General features: G+C 73.3%; 22 protein-coding genes. 19 read left to right on the plus strand and 3 right to left on the minus strand.

The features are described from left to right. Position 1: 1 nt before the first annotated feature. Both ACFC0Z_RS22795 and ACFC0Z_RS22800 read right to left on the minus strand, forming a co-directional pair. On the minus strand, positions 2-1,042 hold the full coding sequence (locus ACFC0Z_RS22795) for a hypothetical protein (RefSeq protein WP_376440867.1): 1,041 nt from the start codon (positions 1,040-1,042) through the stop codon (positions 2-4). A gap of 151 nt (positions 1,043-1,193) precedes the next feature. Further along, on the minus strand, positions 1,194-2,789 hold the full coding sequence (locus tag ACFC0Z_RS22800) for an oxidoreductase (RefSeq protein WP_376440870.1): 1,596 nt from the start codon (positions 2,787-2,789) through the stop codon (positions 1,194-1,196). Between the two features lie 204 nt (positions 2,790-2,993). Here ACFC0Z_RS22800 and hisD point away from each other — a divergent pair, with 204 nt between their 5' ends. The 10 genes from hisD (at position 2,994) to ACFC0Z_RS22850 (ending at position 10,690) form a co-directional block, all read left to right on the plus strand. Further along, entirely contained in the window at positions 2,994-4,328 is a 1,335-nt protein-coding gene (gene hisD, locus ACFC0Z_RS22805; protein ID WP_376440872.1) for a histidinol dehydrogenase, read from the plus strand. After that, on the plus strand, positions 4,304-5,455 hold the full coding sequence (locus tag ACFC0Z_RS22810; RefSeq protein WP_376440875.1) for a histidinol-phosphate transaminase: 1,152 nt from the start codon (positions 4,304-4,306) through the stop codon (positions 5,453-5,455). The genes hisD and ACFC0Z_RS22810 overlap by 25 nt, the downstream gene beginning before the upstream one ends. Then, positions 5,452-6,045, plus strand: a complete 594-nt coding sequence (gene hisB / locus ACFC0Z_RS22815) for an imidazoleglycerol-phosphate dehydratase HisB (protein ID WP_030205445.1) — start codon at positions 5,452-5,454, stop codon at positions 6,043-6,045. The genes ACFC0Z_RS22810 and hisB overlap by 4 nt, the downstream gene beginning before the upstream one ends. Positions 6,046-6,047: 2 nt before the next feature. Then, positions 6,048-6,212, plus strand: coding sequence for a hypothetical protein (locus tag ACFC0Z_RS22820; RefSeq protein WP_015032910.1), 165 nt, complete (start codon positions 6,048-6,050; stop codon positions 6,210-6,212). Then, on the plus strand, positions 6,209-6,859 hold the full coding sequence (gene hisH, locus ACFC0Z_RS22825) for an imidazole glycerol phosphate synthase subunit HisH (protein WP_376440878.1): 651 nt from the start codon (positions 6,209-6,211) through the stop codon (positions 6,857-6,859). The genes ACFC0Z_RS22820 and hisH overlap by 4 nt, the downstream gene beginning before the upstream one ends. Beyond that, the gene (priA, locus tag ACFC0Z_RS22830; RefSeq protein ID WP_376440880.1) at positions 6,856-7,584 is read left to right on the plus strand and encodes a bifunctional 1-(5-phosphoribosyl)-5-((5-phosphoribosylamino)methylideneamino)imidazole-4-carboxamide isomerase/phosphoribosylanthranilate isomerase PriA; all 729 of its coding nucleotides are present in this window, start codon (positions 6,856-6,858) and stop codon (positions 7,582-7,584) included. The genes hisH and priA overlap by 4 nt, the downstream gene beginning before the upstream one ends. After that, entirely contained in the window at positions 7,581-7,997 is a 417-nt protein-coding gene (locus ACFC0Z_RS22835) for a RidA family protein (RefSeq protein ID WP_376440883.1), read from the plus strand. The genes priA and ACFC0Z_RS22835 overlap by 4 nt, the downstream gene beginning before the upstream one ends. Further along, entirely contained in the window at positions 7,994-8,749 is a 756-nt protein-coding gene (gene hisF, locus ACFC0Z_RS22840; RefSeq protein WP_376440885.1) for an imidazole glycerol phosphate synthase subunit HisF, read from the plus strand. The genes ACFC0Z_RS22835 and hisF overlap by 4 nt, the downstream gene beginning before the upstream one ends. A gap of 118 nt (positions 8,750-8,867) precedes the next feature. Further along, positions 8,868-9,461, plus strand: a complete 594-nt coding sequence (locus ACFC0Z_RS22845) for an ArsR/SmtB family transcription factor (protein ID WP_376440888.1) — start codon at positions 8,868-8,870, stop codon at positions 9,459-9,461. Then, positions 9,458-10,690: an MFS transporter gene (locus tag ACFC0Z_RS22850; RefSeq protein WP_376440891.1), complete on the plus strand. Its 1,233-nt coding sequence runs from the start codon at positions 9,458-9,460 to the stop codon at positions 10,688-10,690. The genes ACFC0Z_RS22845 and ACFC0Z_RS22850 overlap by 4 nt, the downstream gene beginning before the upstream one ends. Positions 10,691-10,694: 4 nt before the next feature. Here the strand turns inward: ACFC0Z_RS22850 and ACFC0Z_RS22855 are convergent, their stop codons facing one another. Then, entirely contained in the window at positions 10,695-11,330 is a 636-nt protein-coding gene (locus tag ACFC0Z_RS22855; RefSeq protein WP_376440893.1) for a TIGR03085 family metal-binding protein, read from the minus strand. A gap of 190 nt (positions 11,331-11,520) precedes the next feature. Here ACFC0Z_RS22855 and hisI point away from each other — a divergent pair, with 190 nt between their 5' ends. From hisI to trpA, 9 genes are all read left to right on the plus strand, one after another. Further along, complete coding sequence (hisI, locus tag ACFC0Z_RS22860) at positions 11,521-11,889, plus strand: phosphoribosyl-AMP cyclohydrolase (protein ID WP_351180773.1); 369 nt, start codon at positions 11,521-11,523, stop codon at positions 11,887-11,889. Between the two features lie 11 nt (positions 11,890-11,900). After that, positions 11,901-13,391 carry an anthranilate synthase component I gene (locus ACFC0Z_RS22865; RefSeq protein ID WP_376440896.1) on the plus strand — a complete coding sequence of 497 codons (1,491 nt, stop codon included), beginning with the start codon at positions 11,901-11,903 and terminating at the stop codon, positions 13,389-13,391. Between the two features lie 14 nt (positions 13,392-13,405). Then, the gene (locus tag ACFC0Z_RS22870; RefSeq protein WP_376440899.1) at positions 13,406-14,065 is read left to right on the plus strand and encodes a TIGR02234 family membrane protein; all 660 of its coding nucleotides are present in this window, start codon (positions 13,406-13,408) and stop codon (positions 14,063-14,065) included. Between the two features lie 151 nt (positions 14,066-14,216). Further along, positions 14,217-14,471: an HGxxPAAW family protein gene (locus tag ACFC0Z_RS22875; protein WP_376440901.1), complete on the plus strand. Its 255-nt coding sequence runs from the start codon at positions 14,217-14,219 to the stop codon at positions 14,469-14,471. Between the two features lie 76 nt (positions 14,472-14,547). Continuing rightward, positions 14,548-15,156: a DUF2752 domain-containing protein gene (locus ACFC0Z_RS22880; protein WP_376440903.1), complete on the plus strand. Its 609-nt coding sequence runs from the start codon at positions 14,548-14,550 to the stop codon at positions 15,154-15,156. Positions 15,157-15,300: 144 nt separating this feature from the next. After that, a complete protein-coding gene (trpC, locus tag ACFC0Z_RS22885) occupies positions 15,301-16,110 on the plus strand; it encodes an indole-3-glycerol phosphate synthase TrpC (RefSeq protein ID WP_360807023.1) in 810 nt (269 codons plus the stop codon). Positions 16,111-16,117: 7 nt separating this feature from the next. Further along, entirely contained in the window at positions 16,118-16,387 is a 270-nt protein-coding gene (gene trpM, locus ACFC0Z_RS22890; protein WP_376440906.1) for a tryptophan biosynthesis modulator TrpM, read from the plus strand. Between the two features lie 430 nt (positions 16,388-16,817). Continuing rightward, positions 16,818-18,086: a tryptophan synthase subunit beta gene (gene trpB, locus ACFC0Z_RS22895; RefSeq protein WP_376440908.1), complete on the plus strand. Its 1,269-nt coding sequence runs from the start codon at positions 16,818-16,820 to the stop codon at positions 18,084-18,086. Beyond that, positions 18,083-18,904, plus strand: a complete 822-nt coding sequence (gene trpA, locus ACFC0Z_RS22900) for a tryptophan synthase subunit alpha (protein ID WP_376440911.1) — start codon at positions 18,083-18,085, stop codon at positions 18,902-18,904. The genes trpB and trpA overlap by 4 nt, the downstream gene beginning before the upstream one ends. Positions 18,905-18,909 lie beyond the last annotated feature (5 nt).

Raw genomic sequence — 18,909 nt, forward strand, 5'->3', positions numbered from 1 at the left:
CCTAATGGCCGCCGCGCCCGCCTCGTCCGGGCCGTCCGCTTCCCGGTCGCCACAGCGGCGCCCGGCCCGCCGCCTCGGCCCGTACGCGCTCCCGCACGGCCAGGAAACGGAGCAGGGCGTCCTCCTGTGCGCCGCCGTGCGGAGCACCCCACGGGAAGGAGGTCGCGTGGGCGCCGATCCGGCGGAACTCGTCGAGCGCCTCGTCCCACCGCTCCCGCTCGACCAGCACGTACGCGAGGAGGTTGCGGACCTCCGCCGGCCAGGGGTCGCCCGGCGGGAAGGCGGCCGAGAGGGCGAGCGCCCGGTCGGCGGCCCGGTCGAGCCGGGTCGCGGCCGGTGAACGGTCCGGCCGGGGCAGCGCCCGGAGCCGGTCGTAGGCCGCGCGGACCGGCAGCGCCCTGACCAGGGAGTCGGGGGCGGCGTCGTCGGCGGCCTGCTCGGCGAAGTCGAACGCGGCCCGGTGCGAGCCGTACCACTGGGCGGAGAGGTACTTGAGGGCGGCGACGTGGCTGCCGTAGTGGTGGGGGGAGCGGCGCACGGCCTGTTCCCACAGCGACTCGAAGACCGCGTGCCCGGCGTGCGCCCCGCGCGCGTGGTCGAGGGCGAGCCGCCACGGCACCGGGTCGTGCGGGGCGCTCTCGGTGACCAGCCCGATCACCGGGTCGAGCTCCCGCAGCCGCTCGGCCCGGGCGGGGGACTCCCAGGCCCGGCGCACCGAGAGCTGCGCCGAGACGAGCAGGGCGTCCGGGTCCCGGGGCGCGGCGGCCAGCCAGTGCAGCAGCCAGTCGCTCCGGTGGTACGCGAAGGCGGCCAGCCGGGTGACGTACCGGTCGCGGTCCTCCCACTCGCCCGCGTCCCGGACCGTGGCGAGCAGCTTCGCCGCGGGCTCCGGATCGGCCAGGGCGGCGGCCACGAGAGCGGGCGCGAGCCGCTCGTCCGGGGCGTCGAGCAGCACGTCGTCGGCCGGCACGAGACCGGCGGTTTCCCGCGGGGTGTCCCGGGCCGAGCGGACGGCGCCGATCAGGGCGCGGAGCAAGGACATGGTGCGATGTATTTTCCCATCGGGACGTGATCGCGCATGTCGGGCGCACAACGCCTTCACCGCCGTCTCACCCGGTCCCCGCACCCGCGGTCCCAGGACCCGGCCCTCGCGACAGGCCCCGCCTCGGGCCCCGGCCCGGCGGGCGTTCCCCTCATCCCCGCCGCAGCAGCCGGGTCGCGCCCGCCGCGACCGTCGTGGCCAGGATCCAGCCGAGGAGTATCAGCGCCGCCGCGGCCCACTGCCACATCCCCTCGAGCCGCCAGTAGCCGTCCTGGCCGAGGTTGATCACCGGAAGCAGCAGGTCCAGCGCGTACAGCGTGCCGCTCCACTCGGGCGCCTCGTCGGCCTTGAGGGGGACCGGCCGGTAGTGGGTGAAGGCGAGCGTGCCCGCCGCCCAGAGCACCGCCATCCACAGCGCGGCCCGGCCCGGACGGTAGCCGTACGCCACCGTCCAGTCCTGCACGAAGCCCCACAGCTTCCCCGCCAGCGGCAGCGTCTCCCGCCGGCGCCGCTGCTTGGCGAGCAGCACCTCGCGCGCGTCCGCGTCCTCCCCGCTGTTCCGCAGGACCGTCGCCAGGCGTTCGTACGGCTCCGGGGCGTACTCCGGGGTCGCCGCCGCGACCCACTCCAGGCGCCGGGCCAGCGGGAAATGCCCGTACGGCACGAGGTTCTCGTAGACGAACCCGCCCATCGCCAGACCGCCCGGGCCCGGCCAGCTCGACCACAGGTCGATCAGGGTGACGATCCTGGCCCCGTTGAGCACCACCCGCCCCTCCGCCGGCCGCTCCCCGTTGAACCGCAGCTCCGGGGTGACGATCCGGCGCAGCGACACCTCCTCACGGCGCGACCCGTCCAGGAGGAAGCGCGCGTCGTGCAGGTCCACCGCGTCGCCGAACCGGCCGTCGTCGAGCCGGACCCCGCCGTGGCACTCGACGGGCTTGCGCCGGGCGCCCCGGGCGGGCGTCACCCCGTAGGGCGGGGTGCCCCGGCTGTTCCCCGTGTCCTCGTACACCCACGCCGCGTTCAGGTGGAGCGAGCGCTCCACCGTCAGCTGCGGCGCGTTGAGCGCGCGGCGCTGCTGCGCCCCGCGCAGCACGCTGCCCCGCAGGCTGAGCGAGACGCCGACCTTCGCGCCGCGCAGGCTCAGCTCCCCGTGCGTCTCGATCAGCTCGGCCTGGAGGTCCTGGGCCACCATCATCCCGTCGGCGGTGATCGCCCGTCCGCGCCCGTCGGGCCACACCCGGATCTGGTTGATCAGCAGGTCCGTGCCGATCTGGGCGTCGGTCAGCCGGATCCCGCGCCCGACCCGGCAGCGCGGCAGGTGCAGGTCGCCCGTCGTGTGCAGCCGGGCCGCCTCCAGCCGGGGCATCGCGCAGGCGACCATCCGCAGGGTGGCGAAGTGGGCCTCGGGGAGCACCACCTCGCCGTCGAACCGGCAGCCGTGCAGTTCCACGTACGGTCCTATCGTCCCGCCCGCCAGGTTGAGCACGCCCGTGATCCGCACCCCGCGCAGCTTCAGCGCCGCGACCCGCCCCGCCCTGGCCGGCGGCCCGTCGAGCAGCAGCAGGGCCACGACGTCGGCCCGCACGGACCGCTCGGGCCCCCAGTCCTGGGAGCCGAACGGATCGTCCCGTTCCTCGTCCCCCTCCGTCAGGTCGCAGGTCCTGCCGACCCGGAACGCCTGCCACACCGCCTGCTCCGGTCCCGTGAGCCCCTCCGGCACGCCGTCCTCGCGCGGCTCGGTCACCTGCCGCCCCCCTCGCTTCCCCGTGTTCGGCCGTCCGCTCCCACGAGCCCGCTGCCCGGGCCTCGTCGATTCGTACAGCCGTTCTTCCCGCCCTGTGACGGGCTGAACGCTAACGGTCAGGTGTGGCGTCCAGACGCCACTGAGGCGTGTATCAGCCAGTGATACGGAAACCGGGGCCGCGGAGCCGTCTGCGAGAATTGACCCGTGATCTCTCGAATCGATCTGCGCGGCGAGACCCTCCCCGAGGGTTCCGCTCTGCGCGACCTGCTGCCCCGTGCCGAGTTCGACGTGGAAGCCGCCCTGGAGAAGGTGCGGCCGATCTGCGAGGGCGTACGGCATCATGGCGCAGCCGCGGTGATCGAGTACGGGGAGAAATTCGACGGCGTCCGCGTCGAGAACCTCCGCGTCCCCGCCGAAGCGATCACCCGGGCCCTCGACGAGCTCGACCCGGCCGTCCGCGCCGCCCTCGAGGAGTCCATCCGCCGCGCCCGCCTCGTCCACCGCGAGCAGCGCCGCACCACCCACACCACCCAGGTCGTCCCCGGCGGCACGGTCACCGAGAAGTGGATCCCGGTCGACCGCGTCGGTCTGTACGTGCCGGGCGGCCGTTCGGTCTACCCGTCCTCCGTCGTCATGAACGTCGTCCCGGCCCAGGAGGCCGGCGTCGAGGGCGTGGCCGTCGCCTCGCCCCCGCAGAAGGACTTCGGGGGCCTCCCGCACCCGACGATCCTCGCCGCCTGCGCCCTCCTCGGCGTCGACGAGGTGTACGCGGCCGGCGGCGCCCAGGCCGTCGCCATGTTCGCGTACGGGACGGAAGGCCCCGAAGGCTGCGCCCCCGTCAACCTGGTCACCGGCCCCGGCAACATCTACGTGGCCGCCGCCAAGCGCCTCCTCAAGGGCCGCATCGGCATCGACGCCGAGGCCGGCCCGACGGAGATCGCGATCCTCGCGGACTCCACGGCCGACCCCCTGCACGTCGCCGCCGACCTCATCAGCCAGGCCGAGCACGACCCGATGGCCGCCTCGGTCCTCGTCACCGACTCCGAGGAGCTCGCCGCCGCCACCGAGGCCGAGCTGAAGACCCAGGTCGCCGCCTCCAAGCACGTCGACGACCGGATCGTCCCGGCCCTCGCCGGCCGCCAGTCCGCGATCGTCCTGGTCAACGACCTGGCCGACGGCCTCAAGGTCGTCGACGCGTACGGCGCCGAGCACCTGGAGATCCAGACCGCCGACGCCGCCGCCGTCGCCGACCGCGTCCGCAACGCCGGCGCGATCTTCGTCGGCCCCTGGTCGCCGGTCTCCCTCGGCGACTACTGCGCCGGCTCCAACCACGTCCTGCCCACCGGCGGCTGCGCCTGCCACTCCTCGGGTCTCTCCGTGCAGTCCTTCCTGCGTGGTGTCCACATCGTGGACTACACGCGCGACGCGCTCGCGGACGTCGCCCACCACGTCGTCACCCTCGCCGAGGCCGAGGACCTGCCGGCCCACGGCGCGGCGATCAAGGCCCGGTTCGGATGGAAGGTGCCGGGAAACCAGTGACCGAGATCGGGAACAGTGACCGCTCCCCCTGGGACGAACTCCCCATCCGCGACGAGCTCCGCGGCAAGTCCCCCTACGGCGCGCCCCAGCTCGACGTCCCCGTCCAGCTCAACACCAACGAGAACCCCTACCCGCTGCCCGAGGCGCTCGTCGCCCGGATCGCGGAGCGGGTCGCCGAGGCCGCCCGCGGCCTCAACCGCTACCCCGACCGGGACGCGGTCGAGCTCCGCACCGAGCTCGCCGCCTACCTCACCCGGACCGGCGGCCACCGCGTCGGCGTCGAGAACGTCTGGGCGGCCAACGGCTCCAACGAGGTCCTCCAGCAGCTGCTGCAGACCTTCGGCGGCCCGGGCCGTACCGCGATCGGCTTCGAGCCCTCGTACTCGATGCACGCCCTGATCGCCCGCGGCACCGGCACCGGCTGGATCTCCGGCCCGCGCAACGAGGACTTCACCATCGACGTGGAGGCGGCGGTCGCGGCCATCGCCGAGAACGCGCCGGAGGTCGTCTTCGTCACCTCGCCGAACAACCCCACCGGCACCGCCGTCGAGGCCGAGACCGTCCTCGCCCTGTACGAGGCGGCCCAGGCGGCCAAGCCCTCCCTGGTGGTCGTCGACGAGGCGTACGTGGAGTTCAGCCACCGCGCCTCCCTGCTGTCCCTCCTGGAGGGCCGGCCGAACCTGGTGGTCTCCCGGACCATGTCCAAGGCCTTCGGCGCCGCCGGACTCCGCCTCGGCTACCTCGCCGCCCACCCGGCCGTCGTCGACGCCGTCCAGCTGGTCCGGCTGCCGTACCACCTCTCCGCCGTCACCCAGGCCACCGCGCTCGCCGCCCTGGAGCACACCGACACCCTCCTCGGGTACGTCGAGCAGCTCAAGGCCGAGCGCGACCGCCTCGTCGCCGAACTGCTGGCCATCGGCTACGAGGTCACCCCCTCCGACGCCAACTTCGTGCAGTTCGGCAGGTTCGCCGACTCCCACGAGGCGTGGCAGCGGATCCTCGACCGGGGCGTCCTGGTCCGGGACAACGGCGTACCGGGATGGCTGCGGGTCACCGCCGGCACCCCCGAAGAGAACGACGCGTTCCTCCACGCGGTCCGTGAACTGATGAAGGAGCAGAAGCGATGAGCCGCGTAGGCCGCGTTGAGCGCACCACCAAGGAGACGTCCGTCGTCGTCGAGATCGACCTCGACGGCACCGGCAAGGTCGACGTGTCGACCGGGGTCGGCTTCTACGACCACATGCTGGACCAGCTCGGCCGCCACGGTCTGTTCGACCTGACCGTGAAGACCGACGGCGACCTCCACATCGACTCGCACCACACCATCGAGGACACCGCCCTCGCCCTCGGCGCCGCCTTCAAGCAGGCCCTCGGCGACAAGGTCGGCATCTACCGCTTCGGCAACTGCACCGTCCCGCTGGACGAGTCGCTCGCCCAGGTCACCGTGGACCTCTCCGGCCGCCCGTACCTCGTGCACACCGAGCCCGAGAACATGGCGCCGATGATCGGCTCCTACGACACGACGATGACCCGGCACATCTTCGAGTCCTTCGTCGCCCAGGCGCAGATCGCCCTCCACATCCACGTCCCCTACGGACGCAACGCGCACCACATCGTGGAGTGCCAGTTCAAGGCACTCGCCCGCGCGCTCCGCTACGCCTCCGAGCGCGACCCGCGCGCCGCCGGAATCCTCCCCTCCACGAAGGGCGCGCTGTAACAGTGAACGGCCTCTCCACCATCCTCATCGTCGTCGGGCTGTTCCTGCTCGGCGGCATCTACTCCTTCGTCAAGCAGCAGATGCCGAAGGGCCTGATCGTGCTCGTCTCGATCGGCGCCGCGATGTGCCTCTCCGCCGGTGTCCTGCGACTGGACGTGTGGTCATGAGCGTGACCGGCGGTTCCAAGAAGGTCGTCGTCTTCGACTACGGCTTCGGCAACGTCCGCTCCGCCGAGCGCGCGCTCGCCCGGGTCGGCGCGGACGTCGAGATCACCCGCGACTACGACACGGCGATGAACGCCGACGGACTCCTCGTCCCCGGCGTCGGCGCCTTCTCCGCCTGCATGGAAGGGCTCAAGGCGGCCCGCGGCGACTGGATCATCGGCCGCAGGCTCTCCGGCGGCCGCCCCGTCATGGGCATCTGCGTCGGCATGCAGATCCTCTTCGCCCAGGGCATCGAGCACGGCGTGGAGACCGAGGGCCTCGACGAGTGGCCCGGTACGGTCGAGCCGTTGAACGCACCCGTCGTGCCCCACATGGGGTGGAACACCGTGGACGCGCCCGAGGACACCCAGCTCTTCGCGGGCCTCGACGCCGACGCCCGGTACTACTTCGTGCACTCCTACGCGGTGCGCGAGTGGACCCTGGAGGTCGGCAACAAGAACATGCGCGCCCCCAAGGTCACCTGGGCCACCCACGGCGAGCCCTTCGTCGCCGCCGTGGAGAACGGCGCCCTGTGGGCCACCCAGTTCCACCCCGAGAAGTCCGGCGACGCCGGAGCCCAGCTCCTCACCAACTGGATCGGAACCCTGTGAGCACCCTCGAACTCCTCCCCGCCGTCGACGTCCGCGACGGCCAGGCCGTCCGCCTCGTCCACGGGGAGTCCGGCAGCGAGACCTCCTACGGCTCTCCTCTGGAGGCCGCCCTGGCCTGGCAGCGCTCCGGCGCGGAGTGGCTCCACCTGGTCGACCTCGACGCCGCCTTCGGCACCGGTGACAACCGCGAGCTGATCGCCGAGGTCGCCAAGGCCATGGACATCAAGGTCGAGCTCTCCGGCGGCATCCGCGACGACGCCTCGCTCAAGGCCGCCCTCGCCACCGGCTGCACCCGCGTCAACCTCGGCACCGCCGCCCTGGAGACCCCCGAGTGGGTCGCCAAGGTCATCGCCGAGTACGGCGACAAGATCGCCGTCGGCCTCGACGTCCGCGGCACCACCCTGCGCGGCCGCGGCTGGACCCGCGACGGCGGCGACCTGTACGAGACGCTCGCCCGCCTCGACTCCGAGGGCTGCGCGCGGTACGTCGTCACCGACATCGCCAAGGACGGCACGCTCCAGGGCCCCAACCTGGAGCTCCTGAAGAACGTCTGCGCGGCCACCGACAAGCCCGTCGTCGCCTCCGGCGGCGTCTCCTCCCTGGACGACCTGCGGGCCATCTCCGGCCTCGTCCCGCTGGGCGTCGAGGGTGCGATCGTCGGCAAGGCGCTCTACGCCAAGGCCTTCACCCTGGAGGAGGCCCTCGCGACGGTGGCCTCCGCATGACCGACTCCGTACGCAAGGTCGTGACCGGCGCTCCCTGGGAGGAGCAGTTCGGCTACTCCCGCGCCGTGGAGCTCCCGAACGGCACGGTCCTCGTCTCCGGCTGTACGTCGGTGGTGGACGGCCAGATCGCCGACGGCGGCCCGTACGACCAGGCCGTCAACTCCTTCAACGTGGCCTTCGCCGCGCTGAACCAGCTCGGCCTGGGCGCCGAGCACGTCGTCCGCACCCGCATGTACCTCACGCACGCGCGGGACGTGGACGAGGTCGGCCGCGCCCACAAGGAGCTCTTCGACGCCGTCCGCCCGGCCGCGTCGATGATCATCGTCTCCGGCTTCGTCGACCCGCGCCTGGTCGTCGAGGTCGAGGTCGAGGCGTACAGGAGCGAGGCGGCCCGCCCGGAGGTGTCCGCATGAGTCTCGCCGTACGCGTGATCCCCTGCCTGGACGTGGACAACGGCCGGGTCGTCAAGGGCGTCAACTTCCAGAACCTGCGGGACGCGGGCGACCCCGTCGAGATGGCCAAGTTGTACGACGCCGAGGGCGCCGACGAGCTGACCTTCCTCGACATCACCGCCTCCTCGGGCAACCGGGAGACCACCTACGACGTGGTGCGCCGCACCGCCGAGCAGGTCTTCATCCCGCTCACGGTCGGCGGCGGCGTCCGCTCGGCCGACGACGTCGACAAGCTGCTGCGGGCCGGCGCCGACAAGGTCGGCGTCAACACCGCCGCCATCGCGCGCCCCGAGCTCATCCAGGAGATCGCGGAGCGCTTCGGCCGCCAGGTCCTCGTCCTCTCCGTGGACGCGCGCCGCACCGCCACCGGCTCCTTCGAGGTCACCACGCACGGCGGCCGCCAGGGCACCGGCATCGACGCCGTCGAGTGGGCGCACCGGGCCGCCGAGCTGGGCGCGGGGGAGATCCTGCTCAACTCGATGGACGCCGACGGCACCAAGGACGGCTACGACACCGAGATGATCGCGGCCGTGCGCAAGCACGTCACGGTCCCGGTGATCGCCTCCGGCGGCGCCGGCAAGCTCGCCGACTTCGCCCCGGCCGTCGAGGCCGGCGCGGACGCGGTGCTCGCGGCCTCCGTCTTCCACTTCGGCGATCTCCGGATCGGCGAGGTCAAGCAGGCGCTGAAGGAAGCGGGCCACGAGGTCCGCTGACCTTCGTTCCGCTTCTGGGAAGGGTCCCTTCGGGGGCCCTTCTTCTTTGCCGAGACACGCAAGAGAAGTTGTGCAATTTGTGTTGCGCAACTTTCCTTTCGTATCTACGGTCCTTGTCATGCCCTCCTCCGAGAACCGCCGGATCACCGACCTCGGCACCCTCAAGGCCGTCTCCCACCCGCTGCGCATGCGCCTCTACCGCGCCCTCTTCGTGGCACGCACCGCCACCGCGTCCCAGCTGGCCGAGCAGGTCGACGAGGCCGTCTCCCTCGTCAGCTACCACCTGCGCAAGCTCGCCGAGCACGGGCTCATCGAGGCCGCCGAGTCCCCGTCGGCCGACGGCCGCGAGAGGTGGTGGCAGCCGAGCTCGTACGGGGTGAGCATCCACGAGGAGGACGTCAAGGACACCCCGGAGCTGGCCGCCGCGAGCGATGCCCTCGGCCGCACTCTCAACGAGCAGCGCGCCGAGCTCCACCGGCGCTTCCTCGACGAGCGCCTGACCTGGTCCGACGCATGGCGCTCCGCCGCCGTCAGCTCCGAATGGCTGCCCCGCCTCACCGCCGCCGAACTCGCCGCCCTCGGCGAGGAGCTCGACGCGCTGCTCCAGAAGTACGACCAGCGGGCCCGCGCCGCCGAGGCCGCCGGCGACACCGAGGGCCGCGAGAACGTCGCCGTCCACCTGCACGGCTTCCCCTACCGGGGGACGGCGTGACCACCGCCGTCGCGGCCCCCTCGGTCCCCGCCCACAGGAGCCCCCAGGTCCTGCGCTGGCTCGGCGCCTACACCGCCTCCACGCTCGGCGACAGCGTCTACCACCTCGCCCTCTCCTGGACCGCCGTCACCAGCGGCACCCCCGCGCAGGCCGGGCTCGTCATGGCCGTCTCGGCCGTACCCCGCGCGATCCTCATGCTCTTCGGGGGAGTCGTCGCCGACCGGCTCGGCCCCCGCCGGGTCGTCATCGCCTCCGACACCGTCCGCTGCCTGGTCGTCCTCGGCCTGGCCGCCGCCCTCCTCCTCGCCGCCCCCGGCCTGTGGATCCTCGCCGCCGTCGCCCTCGTCTTCGGTGTCGTCGACGCCCTCTTCCTGCCGGCCATCGGTGCCCTGCCGCCCCGCGTCGCCGACCACGACCAGCTCGCCCGCGTCCAGGGCATGCGCGGTCTCGCCTACCGTCTCGGCGCGGTCCTCGGCGCCCCGCTCGGCGGCCTCGCCGTCGCCCTAGGCGGCCCGGCCACCGCCTTCGGCATCGCGGGGATCCTCTTCGCCCTCTCGCTGCCGCTGCTTCTCGGGCTCAGGCTCCGCCCCCTGCCGGAGGAGGACCGGGCGGGCGACAGGACCGCCCTGCGCGACCTCGCCGACGGCCTGCGCTACCTCCGCGGCCACCGGACGCTCGGCCCGCTGATGATCGTCGTCCTCCTCAGCGACCTCGGCTTCGTCGGCCCCCTCAACGTCGGCCTCGCCGTCCTCTCCGACCAGCGCGGCTGGGGCGCCTCCGGCATCGGCTGGGTCCTCGCAGGCTTCGGCGTCGGCGCGGGCGGCGCCTCCCTGCTGCTGACCGTCAAGGGACACGTCCCCCGGGCCGGGCTCGTGATGGGCTGGACCATGGCCGTCGGAGCCGTGTCCATCGGCGCCCTCGCGTACGTCCCCGCGCTGCCGCTCGCCGTGCTCACAGCGGTCTCCATCGGCCTGCTCGCCGGACTCTCCGGGGCCCTCTGCAACGCCCTCGTGCAGACCGAGTGCGACCCCGCCTACCTCGGCCGCGTCAGCGCCGTCTCCAGCCTCGGCAGCCTCGGACTCGCCCCGCTGAGCTTCCCGGTGACCGGGGCCGCCATCGGTGTCTGGGGCCCCGGCCCGGTCTTCGTGGTCAGCGCGGCGGTCTGCGCCCTGTCCGGCGTGTACGCCCTCGTGGTCCCGGCCCTCCGCCGCGCCGAACTGCCCGCCTGAGGCCTCAGAGCCCCAGCTGCTTCGTCTCCCGCAGCCGCTCGATCGCCTCGGGCTCCCCGTCCAGCGCCACCTTCGCCACGTCCTGGCGGCCGTACAGGTACATCATCAGCTCGCCCGGCTCCCCGGAGGCCGTCACCACCGGGGTGCCGCGGTGGGCCACCGCCGTCTGGCCGTTCGGACGGCGCAGCACCAGACCCACCGGCGCCTTGCGGCCCATCAGCCGGGCCATCTTCTCCAGCCGCGACCAGAGCGCGTCCGAGAAGACCGGGTCGAGCTCCCGCGCCGACCACTCGGGCTGCGCCCGGCGGACGTCCTCCGCGTGGACGTAGAACTCGACGACGTTCGCCCCCTCGTCCACCTGCTTGATCGTGAACGGGGAGAACTTCGGCGGCCCCGAACGGATGAGCTGGACCAGCTCCGCGTACGGCTTCTCCGCGAACTCCGCCGTCACCCGGTCCATCCGGTCCTTCAGCGCCGGGACGACCGCCCCCGCCGCCGCGTCGGGCCGCCGCTCGCGCACCACCACATGGGCGGCGAGGTCCCGCGTCCGCCACCCCTCGCACAGCGTCGGGGCGTCCGGGCCCGCCGCCTCCAACAGGTCCGCGAGCAGAAGCCGTTCACGTTTCGCATGGGTCGACATGCCCGTCAGCGTACGACCGGGGGCACCGCTCCGCCCAGAGGACGCCCCGCAGGGCAGGGAGCGGGACCGGGGAGGGTCCGGGCCGGGACCGGAGCGCGCGGGTCCGGGACGGGACCGGGGCAGGCCCGGGGCAGGTCCGCCCAGTGGACGCCTCGCCGGACACCCTCCCGGATCGCGGCACAATGGCGCCATGACCAGCACGCCCCGGACCCCCAGCGACCTCGACCCCGCCATCGCCGCCCGCCTCAAGCGCAGCGCCGACGGGCTCGTCCCCGCCATCGCCCAGCAGTACGACACCGGCGAGGTGCTGATGCTCGGCTGGATGGACGACGAGGCGCTCCACCGCACCCTCACCACCGGCCGCTGCACCTACTGGTCCCGCAGCCGGAACGAGTACTGGGTCAAGGGCGACACCTCCGGGCACGTCCAGCACGTCAAGTCCGTCGCCCTCGACTGCGACGCCGACACCCTCCTCGTCAAGGTCGACCAGGTCGGAGCCGCCTGCCACACCGGTGCCCGCACCTGCTTCGACGCCGACGTGCTCCCCGTATCCCAGTAAGGTCTGGCGCCATGGATCTCGAGACCTTCCGCAAGCTGGCGGCCGACCGCCGCGTCATCCCCGTCAGCCGCAGGCTCCTCGCGGACGGCGACACCCCGGTCGGGCTCTACCGCAAGCTCGCCGCCGAACGCCCCGGCACCTTCCTCCTCGAATCCGCGGAGAACGGCCGCAGCTGGTCCCGCTACTCCTTCATCGGCGTCCGCAGCGACGCGACCCTCACGGTCAAGGACGGCGAGGCCCACTGGCTCGGCACCCCGCCCGTCGGCGTCCCCGTCGACGGCGACCCGCTGGCCGCCCTGCGCGCCACCGTCGAGACCCTCCACACCCCCCGCGACCTCGCGGGCGGGATGCCGCCCTTCACCGGCGGCATGGTCGGCTACCTCGGCTACGACATCGTCCGGCGCCTGGAGAAGATCGGCGACTCCACCCGCGACGACCTGGAGCTCCCCGAGCTCACCATGCTCCTCACCAGCGACCTCGCGGTCCTCGACCACTGGGACGGCACGGTCCTCCTGATCGCCAACGCGATCAACCACAACGACCTGGAGACCGGCGTCGACGAGGCGTACGCGCACGCCGTCGCCCGCCTCGACGCCATGGAGGCCGACCTGGCCCGCCCGGTCGCCACCGCCCCCGCCGCCCTCCCCGACTCCGCGCTCCCGGAGTTCAGCGCCCTCTGGGGCGGCCCGGCCTACCAGGACGCCGTCGAGGACATCAAGGAGCGCATCCGCGCGGGCGAGGCCTTCCAGGTCGTCCCCTCCCAGCGCTTCGAGACCCCCTGCGCCGCCTCCGCCCTCGACGTCTACCGGGTCCTCCGGGCGACGAACCCGTCCCCGTACATGTATCTGCTCCGCTTCGAGAACGGCTTCGACATCGTCGGCTCCAGCCCCGAGGCGCTCGTCAAGGTCGAGGACGGCCACGCGATGCTCCACCCCATCGCCGGCACCCGCCACCGGGGAGCCACCCCCCAGGAGGACCACGACCTCGCCGAGGAACTCCTCGCCGACCCCAAGGAGCGCGCCGAGCACCTCATGCTCGTCGACCTCGGCCGCAACGACCTCGGCCGGGTCTGCGCCCCCGGCTCGGTGGAGGTCGTCGACTTCATGTCCGTCGAGCGGTACTCGCACGTCATGCACATCGTCTCCACCGTCACCGGCAAGGTCGCCGAAGGCCGTACCGCCTTCGACGTCCTCACCGCCTGCTTCCCGGCCGGCACGCTCTCCGGCGCGCCGAAGCCCCGCGCGATGCAGATCATCGAGGAACTCGAACCCTCCCGCCGCGGGCTCTACGGCGGATGTGTCGGTTATCTCGATTTCGCCGGTGACGCCGACACGGCCATCGCCATCCGTACGGCCCTGCTCCGCGACGGAACGGCATACGTGCAGGCCGGAGCGGGTGTCGTCGCCGACTCCGACCCCGTCGCCGAGGACAACGAGTGCCGCAACAAGGCCGCCGCCGTCCTCCGGGCCGTCCACACCGCCAACCGGATGAACGACCACTGAGCCGGTAGGGGATAGTGGGGTACGTGAGTGCCGTACCCGTACCCCAGCCCCGGGCCGCCCGCGCGGCCGTCCCCACCGGCGGACGCCGCAGCCTGGCCGCGGCGCTCCTCCTCGGCGCCCTGGGCGCCACCGTCGTCCTGCTCTCGGCCGGCCAGATCTGGGCCGAGGGCACCGCGTCCGTCGGCGGCGGCTCCATCCCCGTCGAGGCAGACGGCGGCACCGTCACCGGCGTCCCGACGGCCCTCGCGATCGTCGGGCTCGCCGCCCTCTTCGCCGTCTTCGCGGTCCGCCGCACCGGCCGCACCCTCGTCGCCGCGCTCCTCGCGCTCAGCGGCGCGGGCGCCGCGCTCGCCGCCGTCCTCGGCGCCTCCGACGCCTCCGCCCTGGACGCCGAGGCCGCCCGCATCAGCGGCGACAGCGCCGCCGCCGTCGCCGGCCTCACCCACACCGCCTGGCCGTACGTGACCGCCGCCGGCGCCGTCCTCATCCTGCTCGCCGGACTCCTCGCCCTGCGCTTCGGCACGACCTGGCCCGCGATGGGCGGCCGGTACGAGCGCTCCGGCGCGCCGCGCGCCGCGCGCAAGGCCGCCGCGGGCGCCACGGCCGACCCGGACCGGCCCGAGGACCTGTGGAAGGCCCTGGACCGCGGCGAGGACCCCACGCGCGGGGAGTGACCCCCGGGCCGCGCCGGTCGGGCCCGTGCGCGACGCGTGATCGTCCAGGCACCCCCGATTCATCCTCCCGCGCCCTTGTGCTGGAGAATGAGCCCCGAGTGTCCGCGCACGCGAGACCTCACCACCGAGCAACAGCAACGAGGAGCAACTCATGGCGGGCAGCGCCCACGGACACACCCCGGCCGCCTGGACCGGTGTCATCATCTCCTTCATCGGCTTCTGCATCGCCGGTGTCTTCATGGTGGCCGCCAACCTGCCCGGCTTCTGGGCTGGCGTGGGTGTCATCGTCCTCGGCGGCATCGTCGGCGGCGCGATGAAGGCGGCCGGCATGGGCATGCCGAAGGAGTCGGCGGCCGTCGCCGCCGCCCGCGAGGCCGCGACGGCGACCGCGAAGGCCGCGTCCTGACGCGACACGACGCACCCGAGAGCGCGGTCCGGCCTGCCGGGCTGCGCTCTCGCGCGTAAAGGGCGAGAATCACCGGGTGGACGCGCAGCCGACGGCCCAGGCCGAGACCGACGAGCCCCTCGCCCCCGCCCGTACGGGTGAGCCTGAGGGATCCGCGCCGTGGGGTCCCGCGCGGCCGGGGTCCGCGCCGTCGGGATCCGCGCCGTCGGGATCCGCGCCGCCGGGATCCGCGCCGCGGGGATCCGCGCCGTGGGGACCCGTACCCCCGCCGACGCCCCCGCGACCGCACTCGCTCGCGCGGCGGCTGCTCGCCCCCGTCGCCACGCTCGCCGGAGCCGTCGCCGCCTTCGCGTACGTCGGGACCGTCGACCCCAACGAACCGGGGCACTACCCCGTCTGCCCGACCCTGCGCTTCCTCGGCGTCTTCTGCCCCGGCTGCGGCGGCCTGCGCAGCGCCCACGCCTTCGCCCACGGCGACCTCGCCGCCGCCATGGGCTTCAACGCGCTCGCCGTCATCGGCTACGTCCTCTTCGCCGTCGTCATGGTCGCGTGGCTGATCCGCGCCGTTCGCGGGGTCCCGATGCGCCTCACGATCACCCCCGCCTGGTGGTGGGTGATCGGATCCGTACTCGCCGCGTTCACGCTGGTCCGCAACCTGCCCATCGGCGCGGCCCTCGCCCCCTGAGCCGCCGCCCCCCGAGCTTCCGCGCATCCCAGCAGATGGACGCCACGGCGGCCGATGCGGGCCTGGAGGCATCCTGCGGATAGGATCGACATGGCTCAACCTGGTTCTTCATCAGCATCACCGTCCCGGAAGGGGGCCCCTCGCGTGAGTGTGCTCGACGAGATCATCGACGGCGTGCGCGCCGACCTCGCAGAGCGGCAGGCGCGGGTCACCCTCGACGAGCTCAAGGAGCGCGCCGCCAAGGCGCCGCAGGCCAAGGACGGCGTCGCCGCACTGCGCGGAGACGGCGTCAAGGTGATCTGCGAGGTCAAGCGCTCCAGCCCGTCCAAGGGCGCGCTCGCCGCGATCGCCGACCCGGCCGGACTCGCCGCGGACTACGAGGCGGGCGGCGCGGCCGTCATCTCCGTCCTCACCGAACAGCGCCGCTTCGGCGGCTCCCTCGCCGACCTGGAGGCCGTGCGCGCCCGGGTCGACATCCCCGTCCTGCGCAAGGACTTCATCGTCACGGCGTACCAGCTCTGGGAGGCCCGGGCGTACGGAGCGGATCTCGCGCTCCTCATCGTCGCCGCCCTGGAGCAGGAGGCGCTGGTCTCCCTCATCGAGCGCGCCGAGTCCATCGGCCTGACCCCGCTGGTCGAGGTCCACGACGAGGAAGAGGTCGAGCGGGCGGTCGACGCGGGGGCGCGGATCATCGGCGTCAACGCGCGCAACCTCAAGACCCTCCAGGTCGACCGCACCACCTTCGAGCGCGTCGCCCCCGAGATCCCGGCCGGCATCGTCAAGATCGCCGAGTCCGGCGTCCGGGGTCCGCACGACCTCATCGCCTACGCCAACGCGGGCGCCGACGCGGTCCTGGTCGGCGAGTCCCTCGTCACCGGGCGCGACCCGAAGGCGGCCGTCGCCGACCTCGTCGCCGCCGGTGCCCACCCGGCCCTGCGCCACGGGCGGGGCTGACCTCACGATGACCGCGCGCCGCGCCACGCCGACCGACCCGGGCAGTGCCCCGGGCGGATCGGTCGTGCCCGCGGACGTCGCGGGGCGCCGCGGGCGGCTCCGTACCGCCGCGGCTCCCGTCTCCAAGCACGCCCCGCTGGCCAGGGGCTGCCGACCGCGTGGCTGCCGCGCGCCCGCCCGCCGTGTCCACGGCCGCCGGGTCCGGTACGTGATCGGCTCCGAGCCGGGCCAGGTCAACGGCATGCGATGGCGCCCGCGCCCCGCGCGCACCTTCTGACACCACCGTCACTCAGACGTCTTGAGCTTCGGTGCCTTCGCACCCCCTTGTGGGCTGCGCCCCGCCGTTTCGTTGTGGGCAGTCGTTCCGCTGGGGCGGAACGGGTGGGCACAACGGAACGGCGCCCCCTGCCGGGCCTAGGCTCCCGCGCCTGAACCCGCACCCCTGGTGCGGCGTGCATCGGATGCGGGTTCAGGCACAGGGAGCTGAGGCGCCGCGAGGGGCGCCGTCCCGTGTGCCCACCCGCCCCCAAGCTCTTCGAGCAGGGGGGACCCCCGGCCCTGCGGGACGACTGCCCACACGGGGGCCCGGCGGGCGCGGCCCGCAGTCCGGCTCGGGCGCGGTGTTGGTGGAGGTGAGAGGGTCGCGCGCATACGGTGACCATCTACCGCATACATCCCGGGGCACCCACCCCGCGAGGAGCATCCGCATGTCCATCAGCGAGTTCTTCATTCCCGACCCCGACGGTCAGGTCCCCAGCCCCGAGGGCTACTTCGGCGCCTACGGCGGCAAGTTCATCCCCGAGGCCCTCGTCGCCGCCGTCGACGAGGTCGCCGTCGAGTACGAGAAGGCCAAGGCCGACCCGGAGTTCGCCCGCGAGCTCAACGACCTCATGGTCAACTACACGGGCCGCCCGAGCGCCCTCACCGAGGTCCCCCGCTTCGCCGAGCACGCCGGCGGCGCCCGCGTCTTCCTCAAGCGCGAGGACCTCAACCACACCGGCTCGCACAAGATCAACAACGTGCTCGGCCAGGCCCTCCTGACCAAGCGCATGGGCAAGACGCGCGTCATCGCGGAGACCGGCGCCGGCCAGCACGGCGTCGCGACCGCCACCGCCTGCGCGCTCTTCGGCCTTGACTGCACCATCTACATGGGCGAGGTCGACACCCAGCGCCAGGCCCTCAACGTGGCCCGGATGCGGATGCTCGGCGCCGAGGTCATCGCCGTGAAGTCCGGCAGCCGTACCCTCAAGGACGCCATCAACGAGGCGTTCCGCGACTGGGTCGCCAACGTCGACAGGACCCACTACCTGTTCGGCACGGTCGCCGGCCCGCACCCCTTCCCCGCCATGGTCCGCGACTTCCACCGCGTCATCGGCGTCGAGGCCCGCCGCCAGATCCTGGAGCGCGCCGGCCGCCTCCCCGACGCGGCCATCGCCTGCGTCGGCGGCGGCTCGAACGCCATCGGCCTCTTCCACGCCTTCGTCCCCGACGCCGACGTGCGCCTGATCGGCTGCGAGCCGGCCGGCCACGGCGTCGAGACCGGCGAGCACGCGGCCACCCTCACCGCCGGCGAGCCCGGCATCCTGCACGGCTCGCGGTCGTACGTCCTCCAGGACGAGGAGGGCCAGATCACCGAGCCGTACTCGATCTCGGCCGGCCTCGACTACCCGGGCATCGGCCCGGAGCACGCGTACCTCAAGGACAGCGGCCGCGGCGAGTACCGCGCCGTCACCGACGACGCCGCCATGCAGGCCCTGCGCCTGCTCTCCCGTACCGAGGGCATCATCCCGGCCATCGAGTCGGCGCACGCCCTCGCCGGAGCCCTGGAGGTCGGAAAGGAGCTCGGCAAGGACGCCCTGCTCCTCGTCAACCTCTCCGGACGCGGCGACAAGGACATGGACACGGCGGCCCGCTACTTCGGCCTGTACGACAACGGCGACAAGCGCGACAACGGCGCCGAGGGGGGCTCCAAGTGACCACCGGGAACATTCAGCTGCTCAGCGACACCCTCGCCCAGGCGAAGGCCGAGGACCGGGCCGCGCTCATCGCGTACCTCCCGGCCGGCTTCCCGACCGTCGACGGCGGCATCGCGGCGATCAAGGCCGTCTTCGACGGCGGCGCCGACATCGTCGAGGTCGGGCTCCCGCACAGCGACCCGGTCCTCGACGGGCCCGTCATCCAGACCGCCGACGACATCGCCCTGCGCGGCGGCGTCAAGATCGCCGACGTCATGCGGACGGTCAAGGAGGCCCACGAGGCCACCGGCAAGCCGGTCCTCGTCATGACGTACTGGAACCCGATCGACCGGTACGGCATCGAGCGCTTCACCGAGGAGCTCGCCGCGGCCGGCGGCGCCGGCTGCATCCTGCCCGACCTGCCGGTCCAGGAGTCCGCCGTCTGGCGCGAGCACGCCGACAAGCACGGTCTCGCCACCGTCTTCGTCGTCGCGCCCAGCAGCAAGGACGAGCGCCTCGCCACCATCACGGCGGTCGGCTCCGGCTTCGTCTACGCCGCCTCGCTCATGGGGGTCACCGGCACCCGCGCGTCGGTCGGCGAGCAGGCCGCCGACCTCGTGCGCCGTACCCGCGCCACCGCTGATCTCCCCGTCTGCGTCGGACTCGGCGTCTCCAACGCCGAGCAGGCCAAGGAGGTCGCCGGCTTCGCCGACGGCGTCATCGTCGGCTCGGCCTTCGTCCAGCGGATCCTCGACGCCGACGGCGACGAGGCCAAGGGGCTGACCGCCGTAAGGGAACTGGCGGCCGAACTCGCGGCGGGCGTGCGCCGCGTTTCGTAGCGCCT

This window comes from Streptomyces sp. NPDC056144 (genome assembly GCF_042264145.1).
Taxonomy (GTDB): Bacteria; Actinomycetota; Actinomycetes; order Streptomycetales; family Streptomycetaceae; genus Streptomyces.